16 protein-coding genes are annotated in these 15,911 nt (G+C 72.2%); 10 read left to right on the top strand and 6 right to left on the bottom strand.

Features of this window, described 5'->3' with window-relative positions:
* Positions 1-22: 22 nt before the first annotated feature.
* Positions 23-955: an SGNH/GDSL hydrolase family protein gene (locus ACFPIH_RS54075; RefSeq protein ID WP_381175634.1), complete on the bottom strand. Its 933-nt coding sequence runs from the start codon at positions 953-955 to the stop codon at positions 23-25.
* Between the two features lie 336 nt (positions 956-1,291).
* Here ACFPIH_RS54075 and ACFPIH_RS54070 point away from each other — a divergent pair, with 336 nt between their 5' ends.
* From ACFPIH_RS54070 to ACFPIH_RS54030, 9 genes are all read left to right on the top strand, one after another.
* Positions 1,292-1,912, top strand: coding sequence for a MarR family winged helix-turn-helix transcriptional regulator (locus ACFPIH_RS54070; protein WP_381175636.1), 621 nt, complete (start codon positions 1,292-1,294; stop codon positions 1,910-1,912).
* A gap of 106 nt (positions 1,913-2,018) precedes the next feature.
* The gene (locus ACFPIH_RS54065; protein ID WP_381175639.1) at positions 2,019-2,750 is read left to right on the top strand and encodes a response regulator transcription factor; all 732 of its coding nucleotides are present in this window, start codon (positions 2,019-2,021) and stop codon (positions 2,748-2,750) included.
* Between the two features lie 179 nt (positions 2,751-2,929).
* Positions 2,930-4,159 carry a cytochrome P450 gene (locus ACFPIH_RS54060; RefSeq protein ID WP_381175642.1) on the top strand — a complete coding sequence of 410 codons (1,230 nt, stop codon included), beginning with the start codon at positions 2,930-2,932 and terminating at the stop codon, positions 4,157-4,159.
* A 101-nt stretch (positions 4,160-4,260) separates the two neighbouring features.
* Positions 4,261-4,464: a ferredoxin gene (locus ACFPIH_RS54055; protein WP_381175645.1), complete on the top strand. Its 204-nt coding sequence runs from the start codon at positions 4,261-4,263 to the stop codon at positions 4,462-4,464.
* A complete protein-coding gene (locus ACFPIH_RS54050) occupies positions 4,461-5,633 on the top strand; it encodes an NAD(P)/FAD-dependent oxidoreductase (RefSeq protein WP_381175648.1) in 1,173 nt (390 codons plus the stop codon). The genes ACFPIH_RS54055 and ACFPIH_RS54050 overlap by 4 nt, the downstream gene beginning before the upstream one ends.
* A gap of 157 nt (positions 5,634-5,790) precedes the next feature.
* Positions 5,791-6,303 carry a MarR family winged helix-turn-helix transcriptional regulator gene (locus ACFPIH_RS54045; RefSeq protein ID WP_381175651.1) on the top strand — a complete coding sequence of 171 codons (513 nt, stop codon included), beginning with the start codon at positions 5,791-5,793 and terminating at the stop codon, positions 6,301-6,303.
* 95 nt (positions 6,304-6,398) lie between these two features.
* Positions 6,399-6,788 (top strand): DoxX family protein, encoded by a 390-nt coding sequence (locus tag ACFPIH_RS54040; protein WP_381175654.1) that lies wholly within the window; start codon positions 6,399-6,401, stop codon positions 6,786-6,788.
* The gene (locus ACFPIH_RS54035; RefSeq protein WP_381175657.1) at positions 6,785-7,252 is read left to right on the top strand and encodes a peroxiredoxin; all 468 of its coding nucleotides are present in this window, start codon (positions 6,785-6,787) and stop codon (positions 7,250-7,252) included. The genes ACFPIH_RS54040 and ACFPIH_RS54035 overlap by 4 nt, the downstream gene beginning before the upstream one ends.
* Positions 7,253-7,330: 78 nt before the next feature.
* Positions 7,331-9,676 carry an ATP-binding SpoIIE family protein phosphatase gene (locus ACFPIH_RS54030; RefSeq protein ID WP_381175661.1) on the top strand — a complete coding sequence of 782 codons (2,346 nt, stop codon included), beginning with the start codon at positions 7,331-7,333 and terminating at the stop codon, positions 9,674-9,676.
* Here ACFPIH_RS54030 and ACFPIH_RS54025 read toward each other — a convergent pair whose 3' ends face one another.
* On the bottom strand, positions 9,677-10,108 hold the full coding sequence (locus tag ACFPIH_RS54025) for a cupin domain-containing protein (protein WP_381175664.1): 432 nt from the start codon (positions 10,106-10,108) through the stop codon (positions 9,677-9,679).
* A gap of 5 nt (positions 10,109-10,113) precedes the next feature.
* On the bottom strand, positions 10,114-10,944 hold the full coding sequence (locus tag ACFPIH_RS54020) for an aldo/keto reductase (RefSeq protein WP_381176120.1): 831 nt from the start codon (positions 10,942-10,944) through the stop codon (positions 10,114-10,116).
* A gap of 86 nt (positions 10,945-11,030) precedes the next feature.
* Between ACFPIH_RS54020 and ACFPIH_RS54015 the strand changes: the two genes are divergently transcribed.
* Positions 11,031-12,005, top strand: coding sequence for a TauD/TfdA dioxygenase family protein (locus ACFPIH_RS54015; protein ID WP_381175667.1), 975 nt, complete (start codon positions 11,031-11,033; stop codon positions 12,003-12,005).
* 2 nt (positions 12,006-12,007) lie between these two features.
* On the opposite strand, the gene ACFPIH_RS54010 is transcribed toward ACFPIH_RS54015, so the two are convergent.
* From ACFPIH_RS54010 to ACFPIH_RS54000, 3 genes are read right to left on the bottom strand one after another with little or no spacing between them, the layout of a single operon-like run.
* Positions 12,008-13,036 (bottom strand): LLM class flavin-dependent oxidoreductase, encoded by a 1,029-nt coding sequence (locus ACFPIH_RS54010; RefSeq protein ID WP_381175669.1) that lies wholly within the window; start codon positions 13,034-13,036, stop codon positions 12,008-12,010.
* 48 nt (positions 13,037-13,084) lie between these two features.
* Positions 13,085-14,590: a metallophosphoesterase family protein gene (locus ACFPIH_RS54005; protein WP_381175671.1), complete on the bottom strand. Its 1,506-nt coding sequence runs from the start codon at positions 14,588-14,590 to the stop codon at positions 13,085-13,087.
* Positions 14,591-14,609: 19 nt separating this feature from the next.
* On the bottom strand, positions 14,610-15,419 hold the full coding sequence (locus ACFPIH_RS54000; protein ID WP_381175674.1) for an MHYT domain-containing protein: 810 nt from the start codon (positions 15,417-15,419) through the stop codon (positions 14,610-14,612).
* Positions 15,420-15,911: the final 492 nt, after the last annotated feature.

Raw genomic sequence — 15,911 nt, 5'->3', positions numbered from 1 at the left:
CGCCGTGCGCGGGTGCGGGGTGTCAGACGCCGAGGGTCTTCAGGACGGCGTCCGCCATGCCCTGTTCGCCACGCTCGTTGGGGTGGACGGAGGCGGCCGGGGCGAGTGGCACGAGCGGCTCGACCCAGCGCACCTGCCGGTCGGCGCAGGCGTCGCGCCCGACGGAGGGGGAGTAGGTGTCGACGTAGCCGACGCCCGCCTTGCCGGCCCGTGCCCGAAGCATCGTGTTGAGCTGCTGCTCCTTCTCGTGCAGATAGGTGATGTCCCCGCCGGTCAGGCCCATCTCGGCGCCGCAGCCGGTGGTGTGCGACGGCAGGATCGCCGGGTAGCCCACGACGTAGACCCGGGCCTTCGGGGCCCGTCGCTCGACCTCGGCCAGCGCCTTGGCCAGCCGCGCGTCCGCCGCGTCGATCCGCTGCTGTATCCGGTCGGCGCCGTCGGAGACGTACCGGGCGCGGCAGGGCGCGGCCGAACGGTCGCCGCCGGACGTCATGGCGTTCAGCGCGAAGGTGAGCACGCCGGACTTCACACAGGTCTTCACCAGGGAGGCGAAGCCGATGTCGTTGCCGCCCATGCCGAGCGTGACCAGCCGGGTCCGGCCGTCGAGGGCGGACAGCTGCGCGGGGTTGGTGCCGTGGTCCGTGGACTGCGCCGAGTCGAGGTCCGCGAGGGTGGCGCCACTGCAGCTGACGTCGCGGAAGCCCCCGGCGGGCAGGTCCAGCCGCCGGGCGACGAGCGCCGGGTAGTTGCGGTCGGAGCGGTCGCAGCCGGTGGGCGTGCCGCTTCGGCCCGGGATGCCCGGTCCGGCGGTGTAGGAGTCGCCGAGCGCGACGTACGGCCCGCTCGGCGGGGCGGCGTCGGCGGCCCCGTTGTCGTGCCGGCCGACCACGATCGCGGTGGTGAGCACGCCGCAGGCGAGCGCCCCGGCCAGCGCGGCTCGTACGGAGGTCTTCATGGGAGGGGTCCTGTCTGTCGTCCCGGACGCTCCACGCCGGAGGGGGTGCTGCTCGGCCGGGGGAGGGGCGGCCGGGGCGGGCCGAGCAGGCGTGGAGGGGAGGTGGGGTCCTCGGGCCCGGCGCCGGACGGGGGGAGAGATTCCGGCTGCCGGGCCCGGGGAGCGCGCCGGCCCCGTCCCCACGGGTGCGGCGCGCGGGAGCCACCTTCCGCTCAAGGCGGCTCCGGTCGGTGCGGGCTTTGTGTTGCTTGAGTTAGGCAAACATATATGGATTACTTGAGTCAAGCAAGTGGGGATTTGCTTGAGTTAGGCAAGCAGGAGAGTAGGGTGAGATCCATGTCCTCGTCACCGCCCGCAGTGCCCCCCGCCTCGCCCGCAGCGGTCGAGATCGAACGGGCGCTCACGCATATCGCCTACCTGAGCGTCCGCGCGCGTCAGCACGACCGGCTGGTCGAGTTGGCGGGCGTGCCGCTCGACCGGGCCGCCGTCGCGATGCTGCGCCGGATCGCCGAGCACGACCCGCTGCGCCCGGGGGAGCTGGCCCAGGTGCTCGCCGTACAGGCCTCCCATGTCACCCGCCAGGTGCAGCGGCTCCAGCGGAACGGCTACGTCACCCGGGTCCCCGACCGCGACGACCCCCGCGCCCTGCGCATCCGGCTCACCCCGCGCGGCGAGGACGCCGTGGCCCGCCTGGGTGACGCGGGAGCCCGCGGCATGCAACTGGCCCTCGCCCACTGGCCCCCCGGCGAACTGCGGCAACTGGCCCGGCTGTTCGGCCGACTGGCGGACGAACTCCTCGCCGACTCGGCGCCCACCGGAGCCCGTTTCGAAGGCGGCCCACTGGAAGACGGCCCCGGTCCACTGGAAGGCGCCCCACTCGACGAAGGCTCTCTCGGCGAAGGCTCTCTCGACGAAGGGCAGGGAGCCGATGCGGGCGCCGCGGCAGCCACCGCGTGAGGACCGGCGGGGCGCCGCGCGTGCCGTGAGCGACGCGGAACCCGCCGGGCCGTTACCCCGCTCCCGTCCGTACCCGCTCCCGCGCGGTTCCGGAATGGTCCCACCCATGCACGGCAGCCCGACCGAGAAGCCGTCACTCGCCCGGGGCGCCGGGCAGTATGTGCTGATCCTCGCCGGAGACCCCGAACTCGCCGAACTGCTCGCCACCACCCTGGAGTTGGCCGGCTACCGCGTGAGCCTCGCGAGTACGACCGCCGAGGCGCTGGACCGGCTCGACGCGGACCGCTACGACCTGGCGGTCGTCGACACCGCCCTGCCCGAACTGGGCGGCTTGGCCCGCATGCAGCGGCCGGTGATCGCCCACCGGCCGCCGATCCTCTACCTCACCCCGTACGACTCCCTCGGCAGCATCCTCCCCGGACTCGGCCTTGAGGAGGGGGACTACGTCACCAAGCCCTTCCGGATGGCCGAGGTACTGGCCCGGATGCAGGTGCTGCTGCGCGGCACCGCCCCGGGCCGCGCCGGCCGCTCCGGCCACTCCCCGCACTACGGCGACCTCGTCCTCGACGACACCCTCTGCCGGGCGCGGCGCGGCAGCCGCGAACTCGACCTCACCCCCGCCGAGTACCGGCTGCTGCGCCACCTCCTGGTCAACGCGCACCGGGTGCTGTCCAAGGAACAGATCAGCCGGTACGTGTGGGGCGACTTCCGGGGCGGCAACGCGATCGAGCAGCTCGTGTCCCGGCTGCGCCGCAAGGTCGACCGCGACGTTCCGGCGCTGATCCACACCCGCCGGGGCTTCGGGTACTGGCTGGGAAAGGCGGGTGGCGAAGGCTGAGAAACGGCATTCCGTATGTGATCCAGGACACGTCAGCCTTCTGTCAGGAAACTGACCGGAAGGCGTCAGGCCGCTCTGTTTCCATGCGCGCATCGAGGACTTCGACGCGCGCATCGAGGATCTCGACCCCCTTCCCCCGGCGCTCCGGCCGACCGGAGCCCCCACCACCGAGGAGAACCATGGCCGACACCCTGACCGGCCCGGTGCCCGAGGCCCCCGACGCGGTCCCGGAGTTCCCGATGCCGAGGGCGGCCCGCTGCCCGTTCGACCCCCCGCCCGCCCTCAGGGACATCCAGGAGCGGGCGCCCCTGTCGAAGGTCCGCCTCCAGGACGGCAGCGAGGCGTGGCTCGTGACCCGCTACGCCGACCAGCGCGCCCTGCTCGGCGACCCCCGGATCAGCGCGGACACCGACACCCCCGGCTACCCGACCAAGGGCAGCGGCGGCGCCGAGAGCAAGTTCGGCTTCATCATGCTGGACGACCCGGAGCACGCCCGGCTGCGCCGGATGGTGACGGCGCCCTTCGCCATCAAGAAGGTGGAGGCCCTGCGCCCCACCGTGCAGAAGATCGTGGACGGCCTCATCGACGACATGTTGGCCGGCCCCAAACCGGTGGACCTGGTGGAGGCGTTCGCGCTCCCCATCCCCTCCCTGGTGATCTGCGAACTGCTCGGCGTGCCCTACGACGACCACGCGTTCTTCCAGGACAACACCAAGACGATGGTCCACCGGGACTCCACCCCCGAGCAGAGCGGACAGGCCACACGCGAGATCGCCGCCTACCTCGGCGGGCTCATCGGCAAGCGGCTCGCCGATCCGCGGGACGACCTGCTGACGAGCATCGCCGGACGCGTCCGCGACGGCGAGATCGACCACCGGATGGCCACGGAGATGGCACTGCTGCTGCTCTTCGCCGGCCACGAGACCACCGCGAACATGATCGCGCTGGGCACCCTCGCGCTGCTCCGGAACCCCGACCAGCTGGCCCTGCTGCGGGACACCGACGACCCCAAGCTCGTCGTGTCCGCCGTCGAGGAACTGCTGCGCTACCTGAACATCACCCACCTCGGACGGCGCCGCGCGGTCACCGCGGACATCGAGATCGGCGGGCAGGTCATCAGGGCGGGCGACGGTGTGATCATGGTCAACGAGATCGCCAACCGCGACCCCGAGGTCTTCCCCGACCCCGACCGGCTGGACCTCACCCGTGACGCCCGCCGACATGTCGCGTTCAGCTTCGGCGTCCACCAGTGCCTCGGCCAGCCGCTGGCCCGTATGGAACTCCAGGTCGTCTACGGAACCCTCTACAAGCGGATCCCGACCCTGAAGCTGGCCGGCGCGTTCGACGACGTCCGCTTCAAGCACGACGCCTTCATCTACGGCGTCCACGCCCTGCCGGTGACCTGGTGACGCCTGCCGGTCCCCCAGCCCGGACACAAGCGCACCCGAACAGTCTCATCACGTCCATGAAGCCCACGAAGAAACACGAAGAAAGCGGGGAAGGGGAACCCATGACGTCCCTCAAGGTGGAGCTCGAAGCCGACAAGTGCGTCGCCTCGGGCCAGTGCGTGGTCGCCGCCATGCAGGTCTTCGACCAGGACGACGACGGCATCGCCGTCCTGCTCGAGGAGCGGCCCGCGTCCGAACTCCTCGACGACGTCCGCGAGGCCGTGGCGGTCTGCCCGGCCGCCGCGATCCGCCTGGTCGAGCAGTGAACCGTGTCGTCGTCGTCGGAGCCTCGGCCGCCGGACTCGCGGCGGTCGAGATCCTGCGCCGCGAGGGCCACGAGGGCGACCTCACCCTCGTGGGCGACGAACCCCACCTCCCGTACGACCGTCCGCCGCTGTCCAAGCAGGTCCTCGCCTCCGAGTGGGAGGAGGACCGGCTCCCGCTGCGCCGCGCCGAGGACATCTCGGCCCTCGGCCTCGACCTGCGGCTCGGCACCGCGGCGACCGGCCTCGACGTCGGCCGACGGGCGGTCCTGCTGGCCGACGGGTCCGAACTGCCGTACGACGGACTGATCGTGGCCACCGGGGTACGGCCGCGCCGGCTGCCCGGCGAGGGGGCGCATGTGCTGCGCACCCTGGAGGACGCCCTCACCCTGCGGGAACGGCTGGAGCCCGGGCGGCGCCTGGTGGTCGTGGGCGCCGGTTTCCTGGGTGCGGAAGCCGCCGCGGTCGCCTGGCGGCTCGGCGCGCGCGTCACGCTCCTGGAACCCGCGGCGGTGCCGCTGGCCCACGCCGTGGGGGAGGAGGTCGGCCGGGTGCTGTCGCAGGCCCACCGCGACCGGGGCGTGGACCTGCGCTGCGGGGTCACCGTCACCGAGGTGACCGAGGACGGCGTACGGCTCGCCGACGGCGAGATCGTCGAGGCCGACGAGGTGCTCGTCGCGATCGGCTCGCTGCCCAACACCGACTGGCTGGCCGGCAGCGGGCTGCCGCTGGGCGACGGTGTGGTCTGCGACGAGTACCTGGAGGCCGCGCGGGGCGTGTACGCCGCCGGAGACGTGGCCCGCTGGTACAACCCGCTGTTCGGCACGTCGATGCGGATCGAACACCGCACCAACGCTGCCGAGCAGGGCATGGCCGCCGCCCGCAACCTGCTCGCCGCTCCCGGGGCGCGCAAGCCGTTCACGCCGGTGCCGTACTTCTGGTCCGACCAGTACGACATGAAGATCCAGGCGTACGGATTCCTGCGCGGCCACGACGAGGTGGCCGTCGTCGAGGGCGACCTCGCCGAACGCCGGTTCGTGGCCGCGTACCGCACCGGCGACCGGGTGAGCGGAGCGCTCGCCGTCGGCATGCCGCCGAAGGCGATCCGCCAGTGGCGCCAGTCCATCGCCTCCGGCGCGGCCTGGGGCGACAGCGTGCGCGTCCCGGTCTAGTACCGGAGCGCGGGGTCCCGGCGGGCGGTGCGAGCCTGCCGGGGCCCTGGCCGGTGCATACCGCGCGTCGTCGGTCGTCGTCCGTACGCAGGAGATTGTGGGTCAACGCACGCAGTAAATTACTTGAGTTACGCAACAAGATGGTAAAGTGGGTCGCATGTCCACCGAACCGCTCCCCGTGCCCGCCGTCGCCTCTCCGGAAGTGATCGAGATCGAGCGCGCGCTGACACGTATCACCTATCTCAGCACCCGTGCCCGCCAGCACGACCGGCTGATGACGATGGCCGGCGTCCCCCTGGACCGCGCGGCCGTGGCGCTGCTGCGGCAGATCGCCGACTCCGAGCCGTTGCGGCCGGGGGAGCTGGCCCAGCGCCTGGGCGTGGAGGCCTCCCATGTGACCCGTACCGTGCAGCAGTTGCAGAAGTCCGGCTTCGTCACCCGGGTCCCCGACCCCGACGACGGCCGCGCCCAGCGCATCCAGCTCACCGACGCCGGCCGGCAGGCCATCGACCGGGTCCGTGACGCGGGCGCCCGCGGCATGCAGCTCGCCCTCTCCGACTGGTCCCCCGAGGAGCTCGGCCAGCTCGCCACCCTGTTCCACCGCATGGTCGACGACTTCCTGTCGCACGCCGTCGACGAGGAGGGCGAGCAGTCGGCGGTCGGCGCCTGACCGGGCCGGGGCGGCGGCGACCGTACCCTCACCCCGCCGCCGGACTCCCCTCTACCCTCCAGTAATCTCGGGCCAGGACGTCACAGGAGGAACACATGCCCCGGTCCGAACGCTCCCCGCTGCTGCTGGCGGGCCTGCTGGCCGCGGCGGGCGTGACCCATTTCGCCGCGCCCCGCCCCTACGACACCACCATCCCCCGCGCCCTGCCCGGCCCGCCCCGGGCCTGGACGTACGCCAGCGGCGCCGCCGAACTGGCGCTCGCGGCCGGTGTGGCGCTCCCCAGGACCCGCAAGGTGGCCGCCCTGGCCACCGCGGCCTTCTTCGTCGGCGTCTTCCCGGCCAACGTCAAGATGGCACTCGACTGGCGCGACCGCCCCACCCCCCTCAAGGCCGCCGCGTTCGGCAGGCTGCCCCTGCAGGTGCCCCTCGTGCTGTGGGCCCGCAGCGTCGCCCACAGCACGGAAGGACGGTCAGGACAGTCATGACGAAGACGCTGGAGACCGGCGACCTGGTCGAGGACTTCTCCCTCCCGGACGAGACCGGTACGCAACGCACCCTGACGGACCTGCTCGCCGAGGGCCCCGTCGTCCTCTTCTTCTACCCCGCGGCCCTCACCCCCGGCTGCACCGCCGAGGCCTGCCACTTCCGCGACCTGGCCGCCGAGTTCGCCGCCGCCGGCGCGCGGCCCGTCGGTATCAGCGGGGACTCCGTGGACCGCCAGCAGGAGTTCTCCGGCCGCCACACGCTTGGCATGACCCTGTTGTCCGACGTCGACGGCGGAGTGCGGGAACGGTTCGGCGTCAAGCGCGGCTTCGCGCTGATGCCCACCAAGCGGGCCACCTTCGTGATCGCCCAGGACCGCACCGTCCTGGAGGTCGTCCGCAGCGAGACGCGCATGAACACCCATGCCGACCGTGCCCTGGAGGCCCTGCGCGCCCACCGCGCCTGAGCCTCGCCCGGCACCCTCCCCGCCTCATCCGGTCCGGCGCGGTTGATGCGCCGGACCAAAGGGACCATTCTGGACGACATGGAGCATGTCGTCGCTGCGGCGGTCGTCGATGCCCGGGGCATCGTGACGGGCTGGAGCGAGGGTGCCCGCCTGCTGACGGGCCATCCGGCCGAGGAGGCCGTGGGCAGGGCGGCGGCCGACCTGCTCGCCGAGAAACTCGCCCCGGCCGTGAACGGGGCATGGACCCGGCCGGTCGTCGTACGCCACCGCGACGGGCAGCCCGTCACCCTCGCCGTCACCGCCTGCCCCGTGCTCGGACCCGGCGGGAAGGCGATGGGCTGGACACTCACCGCCGAACGGCCCGCAGCCCCGGAACCCACCCTCGCCGGGCGCGCCTTCCAGCAGGCCTCCATGTCGATGTCCGTCTTCGACCCCCGGCAGCGCTATCTGCGCCTGAACGAGGTCGCCTGCAAGGTCATGGGCGTGTCCGAGGACGTCCTGCTCGGCCGCCACTTCCCGGAGACCGTCGAGGAGGCCGAGCACAGCCGCGGATTCAACTGGCACCTCCGCCAGGTCGCCGAGACCGGCCGCCCGGTCCGCTACGAGAGCTGGACCGGCGCCCCCTCCCTCAACCGGGAGCACGCCTGGAGCATCGAGATGTGGCCCGTGCGCGAGGACTCCGGAGAGGTCGGCGGCGTCGCCCTGGCGGCCTTCGACAGCACCGAGCAGTACCTCGCCCGCCAGCGCCTGGCCCTGCTCAACGAGGCTGCGGCCTCCATCGGCACCACCCTCGACGTGGTGCGCACCGCCGAAGAGGTCGTCGAACTCCTCGTACCGCGGTTCGCCGACTTCGCCAGCGTGGACCTGCTCGACTGGGTCCTCGGCGCCGACGAACCGCCCCCCGTGCCCCAGGGCGAGATCGTGCTGCGCAGGGTCGCCCACGGCTCCGTCCGCGACGGCACGCCCGAGGCGGCCGTACACCTCGGCGACACCGACACCCATCCGGCCTACAGCGCGCCCGCGCGAGCCCTGCGGGACGGCCGGGCCGTCCGCAGCCAGGCCGGCGAGCCGGACTTCATGCGCTGGCTCGCCGAGCGCAACGCGCGCGGCCCCGAGGGGCGCCGCTACCGGCGCGGCGTCCACTCCATGATCTCGGTGCCGCTGCGGGCCCGCGGCACCACCCTCGGCGTCGTCGTCGGCGTCCGCATCGCCCACCCCGACGACTACGAGGCCGACGACGCCGTGTTCGCCGAGGAACTCGCCAGTCGGGCCGCCGTCTGCATCGACAACGCCCGCCGCTTCGCACGCGAACGCACCACCGCGCTCGCCCTCCAACACAGCCTGCTGCCCCGCGGACTGCCCGGACAGGCCGCCGTCGAGGTCGCCCACCGCTATCTCCCCAGCGGCTCCACGGCCGGCATCGGCGGCGACTGGTTCGACGTCATCCCGCTCTCCGGCAGCCGGGTCGCCCTCGTCGTCGGCGACGTCGTCGGCCACGGCATCCCCTCCTCGGCGACCATGGGCCGCCTCTGCATGGCCGTGCGCACCCTCGCCGACGTGGACCTGCCGCCCGACGAACTCCTCACCCACCTCGACGACCTCGTCACCCATCTGGCGGCCTACGACGAAGGCGGCAACGACGTCGCGGAACTCGGCGCCACCTGCCTCTACGCCGTCTACGACCCGGTCAGCCGGCGCCTGACCCTCGCCGCGGCCGGCCACCCCGCCCCGGCCCTCGTTCTGCCCGACGGCACCGCCGAACTCGTCCGGATGACCCCGGGACCGCCCCTCGGGGTCGGCGGACTGCCCTTCGAGGCCGTGGAGATGGACGTCCCCGAGGGCACCGTCGTCGCCCTCTACACGGACGGCCTGATCGAGGACCGCGTCCGCGACGTCGACCGCTCCACCGCCGAACTGTGCAACGCCCTGACCGCACCCGCCGTCAGCCTCGACGCCCTCTGCGACACCGTGCTCAAGGCCGTCCTGCCCGAGGAGCCCGGCGACGACGTCGCGCTGCTCCTGGCCCGCACCCGCGCGCTCGGCACGGACCAGGTCGCCACCTGGGACATCGACCCGGACCCCGCCCGGGTGGCCGCCACCCGCCAGGCCGCCACCGAGCAACTCGCGGCCTGGGGCCTGGAGGAGGCCGGCTTCGTCACGGAACTCGTCGTCAGCGAACTCGTCACCAACGCCATCCGCTACGGCGCGTCCCCCATCCAGCTCCGGCTGATCCGCGACCGCACCCTCATCTGCGAGGTCTCCGACGGCAGCTCCACCTCCCCGCACCTGCGCCGCGCCCATGCCTTCGACGAGGGCGGGCGCGGCCTGCTGCTGGTCGCCCAGCTCACCCAGCGGTGGGGCAGCCGCCAGACCGACCGGGGCAAGACGATCTGGGCGGAGCAGTCCCTCGAACCGGGGTGGTGACTACTCGAAGGGGCAGCCCGGGTTCGGGGCGTCCTCCGAGAACGGCGAGCCGTGCGGCAGCACGTAGAGGGCCTCCAGGACGAGCGGCGTGTCGCCCAGGTTGCGGCCGATGTGCACGTACGACGGCCCGTAGGCCTCCTGGATGACCTTGCCCTGCGGATAGACGCCGTCGGAGGCGCACGTCGAGTCGAAGTGACTGAGCGTGCCCGCCTTCACGACGGCGTACACCGGCCCGTCGTGGTAGTGCCAGCCGGTGGCCTGGCCGGGCGGGACGGTGATCTCCCGGAGGGTGTAGTCGGTGTCCCCGACGGTTCTCTGCGCGAGCACCCGGGCGGTGACACCGGGGCCGGACGGGGTGGCGTGGGCCAGGGCGGCCGGTCCGGCGAGGACGGCGACGGCGGCCACCGCGGCGGCACGAAGAGCGGTACGCATCCCGGTCAGAACTCCTCGTGGGTCTCGGGGTCGCCGCCCAGCCGGCGGTGGGCACGCTCCGAGATCGCCCTCAGCTGGGCCGGGCCGAGTTCGAAGCCGAAGACATCGAGGTTGGCGCGCTGCCGGTCGGGGTCCGAGGACTTCGGGATGGGCACCGCGCCGAGCTGCGTGTGCCAGCGCAGCACCACCTGGGCCGGGGTGACCCCGAACGCCTCCGACACGGAGACGACCACCGGGTCCTGGAGGAGCGCCGAGCCCCGGCCCAGCGGGCTCCAGCTCTCCGTGAGGACACCCTTCGCCTCGTGGAAGGCGCGCAGCTCGTCCTGCGGGAACATGGGGTGCAGCTCGATCTGGTTGACCGAGGGCAGCACCCCGGTCTCCTTCTCCAGGCGTTCGATGTGCTCCGGCGTGAAGTTGGAGACGCCGATCGAGCGGACCAGGCCCTCCTCGCGAAGCTTGATCATCGCGCGCCAGGAGTCGACGTACCTGCCGACCCGGGGGAGCGGCCAGTGGATCAGGTACAGGTCCACGTAGTCGAGGCCGAGCCGGGCGCGGGACTCCTCGAACGACGCGAGGGTCTCCTCGTAGCCGTGGTGGCGGCCGGGCACCTTGGTCGTCACCACGATCTCCTCGCGGGGCACCCCGCCGCGTGCCACCCCGCGGCCGACCCCGCTCTCGTTGCGGTAGTTCGTCGCCGTGTCCACGAGCCGGTAGCCCAGTTCCAGCGCCTCGGCCACCGCCCCCTCGGCCTGCGTGTCGTCCATCGGCCAGGTACCCAGCCCGAGGGCCGGGAGCGTCGTTCCGTCGTTGAGCGTGTGCACCGGGATGTTGCTCACCATGGGGGGCCTTCCTTCGACTGTGTCGTCCTTCCAGCCTCGGGGATACGGTGAGGATCGATCAAGCGGACGACATCGGAGCGTGCATGAGGACGGACTGGGACACGGAGGACGGACTGGCACGGACGGCGGGGATCGCGGTGAGACCCGTCGCCGGGCACATCGGCGCCGAGATCGAGGGCGTCGACCTGGCCGCCGGGCCCGACACGTCACAGGTCGCCGCGGTCAGGGCGGCCGTGCTGCGCTGGAAGGTGGTGTTCTTCCGCGGGCAGAACCTCGACCACGCCGGACACCTGGCGTTCGCCCGGCAGTTCGGCGAGCCCGTCGTGCTGCGCAGGCGCGGCAAGGCCTCCCCGCCGGACTTCCCGGAGATCGAGACCACCGCCGACCGGCTGGAGCTGGGCGGGAAGTTCGGCATGGAGCACGACGAGTGGCTCCGGCGCCGCCGGCACACCCTGCTGCGCGGCTGGCACTGCGACCACGGCGCCCGTATCGACCCGCCGGCCGCGACCATCCTGCGCGCCGAGACCGTACCCCCGTACGGCGGCGACACCACCTGGTCCAACCTGGCCGCCGCGTACGCCGGACTCTCCGCGCCCGTACAGGGGTTGGTGGACGGACTGCGGGCCGAGCACCGCCTGGGCGTCGGCTACCAGCCCCGCCCCGGCGACGACGCCTACGTCCGCCATCTGCTCGACCACCAGGTCGCCTCCGTGCACCCGCTGGTCCGGGTCCACCCGGAGACGGGCGAGCGGGTGCTGTACGTCAACGGCTACTACCTCGAGCAGATCGCCGGCCTGTCGCGGGCGGAGAGCGCGGCGATCCTGGACATGCTCCTGGCGGAGGCGACCCGCCCCGAGTACACCGTCCGCTTCCGCTGGGAGGCCGGCAGCGTGGCCTTCTGGGACAACCGGGCCACCATCCACCTCGCCCCGAGCGACAACGCCCATCTCGGCTTCCCACGCACCATGCACCGGGTGATGCTCACCGGCGAGGTGCCGGTCGGGGTGGACGGCAGGCCGTCGGAGCCGGTGACGGGAACCGAGCCCGGACGCTGGTGACGTCAGACGCCAGGCCGCCAGCCCAGCGCCGGGCCCAGCTTCGTCGCCATGTCGGTGAGGATCTGCACGTAGTCCTCGTGCTCGAAGGTGAACGGCAGCGCGAAGGCGACCTCGTCGATCTCGCGGAACGCGGCGTGCGCGGCCAGCCGCTCGGCGAGTTCCTCGGAGGTGCCGACCAGGTCCGGCGCGAACAGCAGCCGCGCCGGACCCTGCGGGGAGGTGGTGCGCGGCAGCCGCTTGGCGGCGAACTCCTCGTATTTCGCGCGCTGTTCGGGCGAGGCGGAGTCGGTCGGGATGACCACCAGGCCCTGGGAGACCCGGGCGGCCTCGCCGTCGGGGTGCGCGGCGCGGAAGGCGCGGACGTGCCCGAGCTGGATCTCGGCGAAGTCCCGTGTGTCGTCCGGTCCTTCGGCCTTGACGACGCTGCTGGTGAGGAAGTTCATGCCGTGCTCGCCCGCCCACCGCGCCGAGCTGAGGCTGCCCCCGCCGTACCAGAGCCGGCGGCCCAGGCCGGGGGAGTGCGGCTGGACCCGGTCCGAGAACACCTCGAAGCCCTGGACCCCGCTGAAGTCGGAAGCGGACTTGCCGCGTACCAGGTCCAGCAGCCGCCGCACCCGCTCGTAGCTGAAGTCCTCGGTGTCGGCCGTGTCCGGGTACAGGGCCTCCTTGACCTGGTCGTAGTGCATCGGCGGGCCCACGCTGACGCCCGGGTTGAGCCGGCCGCCGGACAGGACGTCGACCGTCGCCAGGTCCTCCGCGAGCCGCAGCGGGTTCTCCCAGCCCAGCGGGATCACCGCGGTGCCCAGCTCGATACGGCGGGTGCGCTGCGAGGCGGCGGCCAGGACGGCGACGGGGGACGAGATGCCGTACTGGAGGTGGCGGTGGCGCACCCACGCGCTGTCGAAGCCGAGCCGCTCGCCCAGCTCGATGATCTCCAGCGTGGTCTCGTGGCCCCGGGCGGGGTCGTCACCGTCGAACAGCCCGATGGTGAGGAATCCCAGCTTGCGCAAGGGACGTGAGGTCGACGGCACGGTTCCTCCACGAGGGGTAGCGGTTCTTGGTCGATTGTCGCAGGCCGCTCAGGTGAGCGGGATGACGACCTCGTCCTCGACGGGAGGTTTCAACTCCTGTTCACGATTGCCGGTGGCGGCGAAGCAGCGCAGCCGGACCGACTCCGGGCTGACGTCCAGACGCAGGAAGCACTTGAAGAACGGCGGGCTGTAGGTCACCGAACTCGGCGAGAACAGCTGCGTGTAGATCTTCCGCACGGGGAGCCGGAACCGCTTGCGGCGCCCGGGGCGGCTGCCGGTGCCGAGGAGACCGGCGATCAGCCGGATCCGGCGGGTGATCCGGACCTCGGGACCGGGTGTGCGGGTCGGCGGGATGCCCAGCCGCTCGGCGACGACCGCCTGCGCCTCGGCCTCGCTGAGGGTGAACAGCCGGGGCAGCCGCAGCCGGCGTCCGTAGAGCCTGCTGTAGAAGGCGAGGGAGTCGCCGCGCAGCGGATAGCAGCGGAAGTCCCGCTCGGTGACCCCGGCCACGGAGACCCGCGGGATGGTGTGCGTGGCGTGCATGAAGGCGCCCCCGCCGCCCGACACCACGTACTGCAGGGTGCGGCCGTCCGCCAACCGCACCGGATAGCGCTGGTAGTTGTGGATGTCGCCGCCTATCGCCGCCACGTAGTGGTGCTCCGGGGCGCGCACGATGTCGTCCACCGTGCCGCCGCCCTCGATGGCGCAGGGGTGGTGTTCGCCGTCGACGTACAGCGGGGAGCCGGTGACCAGGATCTTCGGGCGCGGCCCCTGTGACACCTCCCGCAGCCAGGCGCCCTGCCCGGCGTCGAGGGTGCCGAGCAGCCCGGTGTCTATGCCGATGATCCGCACCGGCCCGGCGTCGATCGCCCAGTACGGCCCTGGCTGGACCGCCAGTTGGGCGGCTGCCGAGCGCGACTTCCTCACCTCGGCGAGGTGTTGGCCGTCACCCTGGCGCGGGCGGTGCCACAGCAGGGAGCGCAGCCGGGCGCGGGTCAGGGGGCGCGGCGCGGGTTCGGCGGGCAGCGGCGGGGCGTCGTCGCAGAAGACCCGCATGAAGCCGCCGAGGTCCTCGTACCAGTCGTGGTTGCCCGGTATCGCGTAGATGGGGGCCCGGTAGTCCCGGTACGGACGGAAGAACTTGGTGCCGTAGTCGTCGGCGGCGCCGACCGGGTAGATGACGTCGCTCGCGAGCACCGCGAAGGACGTGTCCTGACTCATCTTCAGAAAGCCCGGCACGACGGCGTATTGAGGGTCGTCGCCCTCGCCGGTGTCGCCGATGACCATGAAGGAGAAGCGGTCCGGATCCGATCGCCGGATCACCTTGTCGGCCGGTGCCCCGGCCGCCTCCCGCTGGGCCACCCACCGGCCTCGGGTACGGCCGGTGGGGTCCCCGAACCAGGAGGCCAGCACGCCGTTGCGGGCCGCCCACAGCATGCGGGGGTTCAGCCAGGAGATCTTCTCGACCCGGCTGGGGATGAGCCGCCGGTAGTCGCCGGGTTCGGCGTCGCCCCAGCCGGCGCCCGCCGCGGTATCGCGTGAGGAGTCAGACACGGGCCGACCGTAGCAATGATCAGTTGCGGCTCCACGAGCGGCCCGCGGTCGGCCGGGTGACAGGCGTCTGAGGCTTGGCGGTGCGGTTCCAGTCGCCGTCGCCGAGCACCAGCAGCGGGTCGAACATGACGACGACCCCCGCGAGGAGCAGGAAGATCACCGGTCCGATCAGCATCGGCAGCAGCAGGGAGGTCGGGGTGTCTCCGGCCCAGGACGACGTCGTGCTGTGCACATGGACGCTGACCGAGGCCATCGCCGTGTAGTGCATCCCGGACACGGCCACGCCCATCACCAGACTGGCGCCCAGGCTCGCCAGGAACCCGCGGATCGTGACGGCCGCCCAGAGCGCCGCGGTCGAGGCGGCGATCGCGATGAGCACGGAGAGCGCCACGGTGAACGGGTCGTACGCGATACGGCCGTTGAGCCGCAGCGCCGCCATACCCAGGTAGTGCATGGCGGCGACACCCAACCCGGTGACCACGCCCGCGAGCGCCAGCGACCCGCGGGTGCCCCGGTAGCCCACGATGAACACACCGATACCGACCACGACGATCGCGACCGCGAGGCTCAGTACGGTCAGACCGACGTGGTAGCCGATCCGGGTCTCCTCCACATGGAAACCGATCATCGCGATGAAGTGCATCGTCCAGATGCCGCAGCCGATCGACGCGGCGCCCAGCGCCAGCCAACCGGGCTTCCAGGACTCGGTGTTGTTGATCAGGGAACGCACAATGCAGCGCAGTCCCAGCGCCCCTCCCAGACAGGCCATCAGATAGGCCGCCACCGGAGTCACCGCTCCGTACCGGAAGCCGTCAACCGTGCCTTCCATCACCAACTCCCCCCAGAGTCACGGATGTCGTGCATGTATGTCTACGCGGGCAGACCGGCGGCTGCAAGCGGTTCCCGAACTGTCGCCCGACATGGCATATGCAGTAAGCGAACCCACAGGTCACGCACAGATTTCGTGGGTAGGGCGACCTCGGGCGGGTCCGGACCGAGGGATAACCCTTGAAGCATCCGGAGAGGGCTGACATGTAACTGTCAATCCTGCCATTCTCCCACCCAACTGCCGCACGAACGCGGCACGTCGCCCCACACAGTCATGGTCCCCGCACGACTCAGCTCGTCCCGGCCAGCACATCCGGCTGCCCGGGCTGTCATCGGCCGTTCCCCGCGGCCGCAGCAGTAGGAGAACGAGTGAGACCCAACCCCCGCAAGCGGACCGCGGCCGGAGCCGCCCTGCTCTCCACCGCCGCCCTTCTGGCCCTCGGTGTCCAGTCGGTTCCGGCAGCCGCGAAGCCCGCGTCCCCCCACCCCACCC

The organism is Streptomyces vulcanius, from assembly GCF_042653945.1.
Lineage (GTDB): Bacteria > Actinomycetota > Actinomycetes > Streptomycetales > Streptomycetaceae > Streptomyces > Streptomyces mangrovi.
This window is presented reverse-complemented; position numbering and strand designations above follow the sequence as displayed.